Raw genomic sequence first — 7,419 nt, forward strand, 5'->3', positions numbered from 1 at the left:
CTTTCCTTCCCGATCCGGTCGCCGCGCTACCCAAACGTTTTGCCATTCAGGGCGATGAAGAAACTTGACCACGGCGTCAACCTCTGGCCCAAGACAATCGATGCGGGGATTATTGATGGAAAATCTGGCGGAAACCGCCAATGCCTATATGGCATGGTGGAGTCTGGCCGGCGTTGATTGCGCCGTCGGGGAGGAGCCGATGAATTGGCTGCGCCCTGTTCAGGACGCGGCGCGCCAGCGGATTTCCGCTGCGGATGATGGTGCCACCTTGACCCGGCCCCAGTCTTTCGAAGCCTTCATGACCTGGCTGGCGGAAGACGCTGCGCAGCCGGAGCGGCGCTGGCCGGGCGCTGCCATCATGCCTGCGGGGCCTGTCAATGCGCCGCTCATGGTCATTACCGACATGCCCGATCCCGCCGATTTAGAGGCAGGAGTCCTGTTCAGCGATCGTGCGGGACAATTGTTCGACGCCATGCTGCGGGCGATTGGCCTCGATCGGCAGGACGTCCATCTGGCCTCCCTTTTCCTGTCCCGCCCGCCAGGTGCGATGGTAGAGGCGACGGATCTTGCATTGGCCGCAACGCGCATGCGCACACATGTGATGTTTGCTTCACCGCAAAGATTGCTGTTGTTGGGCGATCGGACGATCCGCACGCTGATGCCCACGGCCGATTCAGGTTTACGGAAGTTTAACCATGATGGCGGCACTTTACCCGCCTTCGCCACATTTCACCCGCGTTTGCTGCTTGGCCAGCCCGCAGCAAAGGCAGAATGCTGGCGTGTCATGCAAGGTCTGATCGAGGAAATGACTAAGTGATCCGCGCCACCGCCTTTTCGTCATGCGCCGCAGCGCTGGCCTTCACGGCAGCTACAGTGATGCCGGCACAGGCCGATACGGCTGACTCCATTCCAGCGACATACAGGGATATGTCGTCCTCGCCCCTGCAATTGAGCGATGGGGACAAAGGCCGGTACAGTTCCATCTACGCGGCTTTGCGGGACCAGCGGTGGATCGATGCGAAGGCGATGATCGCGACGCTCGATGCGCAGGATGCATTCCGTCCGGTGGCCTTGGCCGAGCTTTATCTCGCAAAGAATTCGCCCAGGGTCGAACTGTTCGAATTGCTCGACCTCATCAACAAGGCGCCATGGCTGGACAAGGCTGATCAGCTTTCCCGCCTCGCGCAAAAGCGCGGCGCCACGATCCTGCCTACCCTGCCCCAGGTGCAGAAAATGATCTGGCTGGGCGCTGCGCCGCGCCGCGAATATGTCGCCGCGGTGAAGACAGATCCTCTGGCCCAGGCGCTGGTCGGCCAGATTCAGACGTTCATCAAGAATGACGATCCAGCCGGCGCCGAAGCTGTGCTCGGTGCCGGAGAGGCCGGGCTGACGCCGGAGGGCCTGACCGAAGTGCGACAGCGCGTCGCCTGGGCCTATTATATCGAAAGCGATGATGCGAACGCGCGGCGCATGGCGGCAAAGGCTCTCGAAAGCCGGGGCGGCGGTGATTGGACAGTCCAGGCCCATTGGACGACAGGACTTGCAGCCTGGCGACAGAATGACTGTCGCGCTGCTGCCTCCGCCTTTGGCAATGTCGCTGCGCTTGCCGGCAACAGCGACATGCGCGCAGCCGGCGCTTATTGGGCTGCACGTGCCTATATGGTCTGCGGGGAGCCAGAGCGCGTCGAAAACCTGCTGAAAACCGCAGCCCGTTCTGAAGAAAGCTTCTATGGCCTCTTGGCCCGGGAAACGCTGGCGGAACCGCTGGGCGGCGTGCCCTCCGCCACCCGCTTCGGCGCTGCTGAATGGCAGCAACTCAAGGATAGTCCGAATGTCCGGGCTGCGATCGCTCTTTCCGCAATTGGGGAAACGGCACGGGCCGACCAGATCCTCCGTTACCAGGCGAAGATCGGCGGTACCGGCCAGTATGAGGCGTTGATCCGGCTGGCGAGCACGCTCAACATGCCCGAAACGCAGCTCTGGCTGGCCCATAACGGACCAGCCGGCAAGCAGCCTGGCAGTTTCGCGCGCTTTCCCGCACCCAATTGGCGGCCCGATGGCGGGTGGCGCGTCGACCCGGCGCTCATCTATGCCCATACGCTTCAGGAATCGGGTTTCCGGCGGGATGTCGTGAGCAGCGCGGGCGCCAGAGGGCTGATGCAGGTACTGCCCAGCACAGGCAACCTGATGGGTCTTTCCGCGTCCGACCAATTGTTCGTGCCGTCGACCAATATGGAATATGGCCAGCGCTATCTTGAAAACCTGCGCGACATGAGCGCGACCGGCGGGCTGCTGCCCAAGGTTATGGCCGCCTATAATGCCGGTCCGGCACCTGTCGAACGGTGGAACAGCGAAGTGAAGGATAATGGCGATCCGCTGCTGTTCATCGAATCCCTGCCTTATTACGAGACGCGCGCCTATGTGAACATCGTGATGCGCAATTACTGGATGTATCAGATTCAGGCGAAGGGCAGTGCGGACTCCCTGGCCGGCATCGCACAGGGCCTATGGCCGACATTTCCGGGGACCAAGGGGTCGCGCCTGGTGCGCCTGACGCCGAAGAGGCCGATGGCGAGCGCCAGCATCGCCTCCAGCATCGCGGGCGGTTCCGACTGATGCCGATCGATGAAAGCCGGGCCTTCCTGCCGGTCAGGATCGCATTGTTGACAGTGTCGGACAGCCGCACGGTTGCCGACGACCGTTCCGGCGACACACTGGCGGAACGCATCACAGGCGCTGGTCATATCCTGGCGGACCGCCATATAGAGAAGGACGAACGCTCGGCCATCGTTGCGCGCCTGCATGCCTGGATAGACGATCCGCAGATCGATTGCATCATCACAACCGGGGGAACGGGCGTGACGGGCCGCGACATTACCCCCGAAGCGCTGGCACAGGTGCAGGACAAGGAGATTCCGGGCTTTGGCGAACTGTTCCGCTGGCTCAGCTATCAGAGCATCGGCACATCGACCATCCAGTCGCGGGCGACCGCCTGCGTGGCTCGGGGTACCTATATCTTCGCTCTGCCCGGATCCACCGGCGCGGTGAAGGATGCCTGGGATGGCATACTCGTCAGCCAATTGGACAGTCGTTTCCGGCCTTGCAATTTCGTGGAACTCATGCCGCGTCTGACCGAGCGCTGACATATCGCCGCAGGCTGCGGCCTCATTTATCAGGCGCGGGGTTTTCCTTGAAGAATTTGCTCGCCTCGCCCAGCATGACCGTCCACCAATCGATCACATCCTCGAAATTCTTCTGGTTGAGGCCGCCTACCGTCGTCACATCATAGGCAACCGCCAGAGACCCGTCGTCCCAGACCGACATCTGCGCGAATCTCTTGTCCTTGTTCCATTTATTGGCAAGCTCAGGCGTATTGCCGCCGTCATCCTCGAAACTCACCTGAAATTGCAGCGAGCCGCAATGGCGCGTCTGCTCGCATTCGTAGAAGAAGATCGAATAATCATAGCCGCTCGCCGCGCTTTCGATCTTCGGATTGCCGGTCTGCTTGCTCTTGCTCAGCAACGCCTTGTATCCAGCGGCCTGCAACGCCTGCACCACCGTCTGCGGATCACTCGCGCATATCAGTCCTGTGCCGCAGGCTTCCTTGTCGGCCGCCAGACAAGGCGACGCCAGCGCCGCCATCCACAAACCTGCCGCGACGATGATCTTCCGCATGATGCCCCCATTTTTCAAAGGGTTTAGATGAACCTTCGGGTGGGGCCTTGTCAATATGTTCTCTGTATGTTCTAATTGAGCCATGGCGACGGAGAAAGGCAGAGGTGCGACGGCGAACGGCGAAAGCCGTCGCTTCAACATGTCCGAGCGGAAGGAGGACGGCGATTGGCTGGATGCCCTGACCGAGATTGACGGCGCTCCGCCAAGGCGACGCACAGAGGTGACCATCGAACGCGCTCGCACCATCATCAGCCGGAACAATTCTCCCGATATCGCCTTCAGCCAATCGATCAACGCCTATCGGGGCTGCGACCAATCCCGCACTGTTGCAACTGGATTCAGGAGAACTTAATCCCTTCGAAATAGGACATTTTCGAGGGGTAAGATGGACGCAATTCTCTACATTCGGTTTTCGACCAAGGATCAGGTCAAGGGCGACAGCATCAAGCGTCAGACCGACTTGGGGAACAAGGTAGCCAAGCAGCAAGGCTGGCACATAACCGAAACGCTAATGGATCAGGGCAAGTCTGCCTACCACGGTAAGAATCGCGCAAAGGGTGGTCAGCTTTACGAGATTGAAGAACGGGCGAAGCGAGGCGAGCTTGTCGGCAAGGTGCTGCTTGTCGAAGCGATGGACCGCTTAACCCGGCAAAAGCCCCTAGAGAGCATATCGCTGATCCGCGATCTGACCGAAAGCGGCCTCACCATATGTGAGACAAGCAGCGGTCGGACCTACAACACCCAAGCGATTGACGATAACTGGACTAACCTGATCGTCATCCTAGCTGCGGCCGCCGAAGCATACGGTAGCAGTCACGAGAAATCCGGCCGAGTCGCAAGCGCATGGCGAGCCACACAATCCGGCCAAGGCATGAAGGACAACAAAGGCGCTGACCCTCGCCTATGTCCTGATTGGATGACCGTAGTAGATGGCCAGTATCACCCGATCCCTGAACGCGCCGATATGATCCGCCGCATGTTTGATATGTGCGCCACGGGCTATGGCCTACGCGCCATTGGGGATGAACTGCGCGCCGAGCAAAAGCGCATCGACTGGCCCAAAGGCGAACTCGACATCAGGCGTGTAGGCAATCTGCTGCGTGGTCGGCGTGTTTTAGGCGAGTATCAACCACAAGGCCGCACTGCTAACGGACGAGAAGACATCGGCGGTCCTGTTAAGCTGTATCCGGCTATCGTCACGCTTGAGCAATTCCATGCTGCTCAAGCAGGTCTCTCAAGCCGCAAAGGCACAGGTGGCCGCAATCGACGCAAGGGCATCAATGTGCTTTCGCATCTGTGCCGCTGCCAATTCCACAATGAAGGTGAGAACGTCCCTTGCGGCTCTCGCATGACCTACCGCAGCTATACCAAGCAGCAACCCCAACTTGCCTGTGCCCGGTTTGCTCGTGCTGCCGAATGTAAGAGCAATGCGACATTCCGATACCAGAGCATCCTTGATGGCATCCTTGACGAGATCGGCTCTCTGCATCTGCCCGATAGCGTTCCTGGCCAGCGGACTTCGGACCTATCTTTTGAACTTCTGGAGTTGAATAAGAAAAAGGATCGCCTCGCTGAACTGGCCGACCAACTCATCCTAGCCGATGACCCGATCAAGGAAGCTGCGTATCAGCGCTTTAGGGCGCAAGTCGGACAAGAGGAACGTGAGCTAAACGAACGCGCCCTTAATAGCGAGAGAGCGTCTGTAACGCTGTCACCATCCGAACTAGCCCAGAGAGCAGTTGCCCTGCGCGACAAACTCTCAGACGATGCAGAAGCCCGTTTGCAGATGCAGACCTACCTAGACAGCCTGATCGACGTTATCCTTATGGACCCATATGACCGCACATCAACCGTCGTGATGTTTGACGGCTTTATCAACTTCAAGCTGGACCGTGCCGGGAACGTCATTGCCCGTGCTAATGCGCTGCCGGTCCTTGATGACACTCAGCGGGAACGCCTAGCTGCAAACGATCCCACTGCTGCTGCTCGGATCGAACGCGCAATCGAGTATGTGGGTACAACGCCCTAAAACGACCTCTGACACACCACTCAGAGTGAAAGCGCCTCGCATTGCTTGCGGGCGCTTTTCCTTTTGTATGGTCGTCTGCGGGGATCAGTGACGCGGTAATTCGACCACATCATCTTCATGGTCAACTTCGACCCGGAAATGGCTTAGGTAACGCTCTACATAGAGCCGATGGCCGCGCCACTCGATGCTGAACTCGTCTTCTTCGTAATTCTCTGAACAGTCAACCTCACAAAGCAGGTAATCGGCCAGCGCAGCAAGTTCCTGAGTGTTCAACTGCATCGTTTGTCTCCTTCCCACATCGTATGTGTTCAGGTGACTCCTGCGTCATCCACTTTTTTATCTTGTAGAAACTCTTCTCCGCGAACCACTTCTTAGGTTGATTTCCAAGTCAACTGACGTTTGTTGTCCTGAGGCACATTGAAGAAAGGGAGTGCCTACATGGACCCGTGGATGAAGTTGATGCGTCCGAAGCAGCTACAGCAGCTGATTATCAATCATGAGGAACAAGTGCCCCTGCGAGGCACAAAGGGCGAAAAAGACCTCATGCCGGTTGTTCGCTTGTTCAACCCCATTGGCGTCGGAACTTGGATACTCAGCGAATGCAGCAATGACGGGCTGGCGTTCGGCATATGCGATGTGGGCTATCCTGAACTCGGTTACGTCGCATTATGGGAACTTGCTGAACTGCGCTTACCAGCAGGACTACAGATAGAAGAAGACCTGCACTGGACGCCAACAAAGCCAATATCCAAATACATGGAAGACGCGAAGGCAGGACGAGCCATCTAACTAAGTAGAGTTAGACATTGGAAAGAAGCTAGGATTGGCAACGATCCTAGCTTTCTTTTTCTTTTAATGACGTAGATCGTTCTTGACATTACAACAAAGCAACATCTTAGCAGGGAGTTTCTACAATGCGACGTTTACTCTTCCCCTTAGTTGCAGCCTGTGCGCTGCTTTCGGCCTGTGGCAATGTCTATAACAAGGCGCTGCCAGACATCGAGGATGAAGCCTCGATCAATGACATTATCAGCGACGTTGATGCTCAGGATAAAACCCTGCTGCGTGGCTACTTCATTAGGAAGAACAATGTCAGGCTTGGCCTGATCGAAGCCGGTCCTAAGGAGTGGAACAGCGCAACGAATGTGCGCGAAGCCATCGAGGAGCAGAAGCTAGTTCGCAAGCACAATGACGAGCAGATCAAAGCTGCTGCCGAGGAAGTGCGCCGCGTGAAGGAAGAAGGCGACCGTATGCTGGCCGAGATTGAAAAGCAGCAGGAGGAACTGCTGAAAAGCCTATAAGGCTAAATAGAAGGCAATCTGTTAGCGCGTGATTGCTGCATAAGTGGGAAAAGCCTCTCTAGCCATATGAGAGGCTTTTCTTATGCCTGTTACTTCGCGGCCTTTTCGGCTTCCTGACGCTTCTTGATCGCTATGTCGATCATTTCAGCATCCTTGCCCTCTGAGAGATAGTGCTTCTTGATGTCAGGGAACGACATAGGGTTCTTGCCCCTGCGCTTACCCGCTACAGCGATGTTAAGCGATCCCTGATCCGAGGTAGCCCCCCTAGACGATGATGCTTTCTGAGAAGCCTGAGGGGCTGTCTGGATTGCTTTGAGTGCCCCATCGAACTCACCGGCCTCTGCGGCTTCGATCAGTGCAGAGACAAAACCCTTGAACTGGCCTTCTGGCACATAGTTGGTCGTGGACCCGCCG

The 7,419-nt window shown here is 57.5% G+C and carries 9 protein-coding genes and 1 pseudogene; 7 read left to right on the forward strand and 3 right to left on the reverse strand.

The genetic code is table 11. From position 1 onward, the window contains the following. Nucleotides 1-112: 112 nt before the first annotated feature. From MRBLSP13_RS10385 to moaB, 3 genes are read left to right on the forward strand one after another with little or no spacing between them, the layout of a single operon-like run. Nucleotides 113-817 (forward strand): uracil-DNA glycosylase family protein, encoded by a 705-nt coding sequence (locus MRBLSP13_RS10385; RefSeq protein WP_414714706.1) that lies wholly within the window; start codon nucleotides 113-115, stop codon nucleotides 815-817. Then, a complete protein-coding gene (locus MRBLSP13_RS10390) occupies nucleotides 814-2,616 on the forward strand; it encodes a lytic transglycosylase domain-containing protein (RefSeq protein ID WP_363754322.1) in 1,803 nt (600 codons plus the stop codon). The genes MRBLSP13_RS10385 and MRBLSP13_RS10390 overlap by 4 nt, the downstream gene beginning before the upstream one ends. Continuing rightward, entirely contained in the window at nucleotides 2,616-3,143 is a 528-nt protein-coding gene (gene moaB / locus MRBLSP13_RS10395; protein WP_363734763.1) for a molybdenum cofactor biosynthesis protein B, read from the forward strand. Before MRBLSP13_RS10390 ends, moaB begins: the two co-directional genes overlap by 1 nt. Nucleotides 3,144-3,165: 22 nt before the next feature. Here the strand turns inward: moaB and MRBLSP13_RS10400 are convergent, their stop codons facing one another. Further along, nucleotides 3,166-3,675 carry a YbjN domain-containing protein gene (locus MRBLSP13_RS10400; RefSeq protein ID WP_363734762.1) on the reverse strand — a complete coding sequence of 170 codons (510 nt, stop codon included), beginning with the start codon at nucleotides 3,673-3,675 and terminating at the stop codon, nucleotides 3,166-3,168. A gap of 82 nt (nucleotides 3,676-3,757) precedes the next feature. On the opposite strand from MRBLSP13_RS10400, the pseudogene MRBLSP13_RS10405 reads away from it, so the two are divergent. Next, a pseudogene (locus MRBLSP13_RS10405) lies at nucleotides 3,758-3,988 on the forward strand (radical SAM protein); the annotation flags it as partial. A gap of 72 nt (nucleotides 3,989-4,060) precedes the next feature. Beyond that, entirely contained in the window at nucleotides 4,061-5,704 is a 1,644-nt protein-coding gene (locus tag MRBLSP13_RS10410) for a recombinase family protein (protein WP_363754324.1), read from the forward strand. A gap of 84 nt (nucleotides 5,705-5,788) precedes the next feature. Here MRBLSP13_RS10410 and MRBLSP13_RS10415 read toward each other — a convergent pair whose 3' ends face one another. Continuing rightward, the gene (locus tag MRBLSP13_RS10415) at nucleotides 5,789-5,983 is read right to left on the reverse strand and encodes a hypothetical protein (protein ID WP_363754326.1); all 195 of its coding nucleotides are present in this window, start codon (nucleotides 5,981-5,983) and stop codon (nucleotides 5,789-5,791) included. A 159-nt stretch (nucleotides 5,984-6,142) separates the two neighbouring features. Here MRBLSP13_RS10415 and MRBLSP13_RS10420 point away from each other — a divergent pair, with 159 nt between their 5' ends. Both MRBLSP13_RS10420 and MRBLSP13_RS10425 read left to right on the forward strand, forming a co-directional pair. After that, nucleotides 6,143-6,493 (forward strand): DUF2958 domain-containing protein, encoded by a 351-nt coding sequence (locus MRBLSP13_RS10420; RefSeq protein ID WP_363754328.1) that lies wholly within the window; start codon nucleotides 6,143-6,145, stop codon nucleotides 6,491-6,493. 125 nt (nucleotides 6,494-6,618) lie between these two features. Continuing rightward, entirely contained in the window at nucleotides 6,619-7,005 is a 387-nt protein-coding gene (locus MRBLSP13_RS10425; protein WP_363754330.1) for a hypothetical protein, read from the forward strand. An 89-nt stretch (nucleotides 7,006-7,094) separates the two neighbouring features. On the opposite strand, the gene MRBLSP13_RS10430 is transcribed toward MRBLSP13_RS10425, so the two are convergent. Beyond that, nucleotides 7,095-7,419, reverse strand: a 325-nt coding sequence (locus MRBLSP13_RS10430; protein WP_363754332.1) for a hypothetical protein, incomplete at its 5' end; no start/stop codon positions are given.

It is taken from the genome of Sphingobium sp. LSP13-1-1.1 (genome assembly GCF_040676415.1).
Classification (GTDB): domain Bacteria; phylum Pseudomonadota; class Alphaproteobacteria; order Sphingomonadales; family Sphingomonadaceae; genus Sphingobium.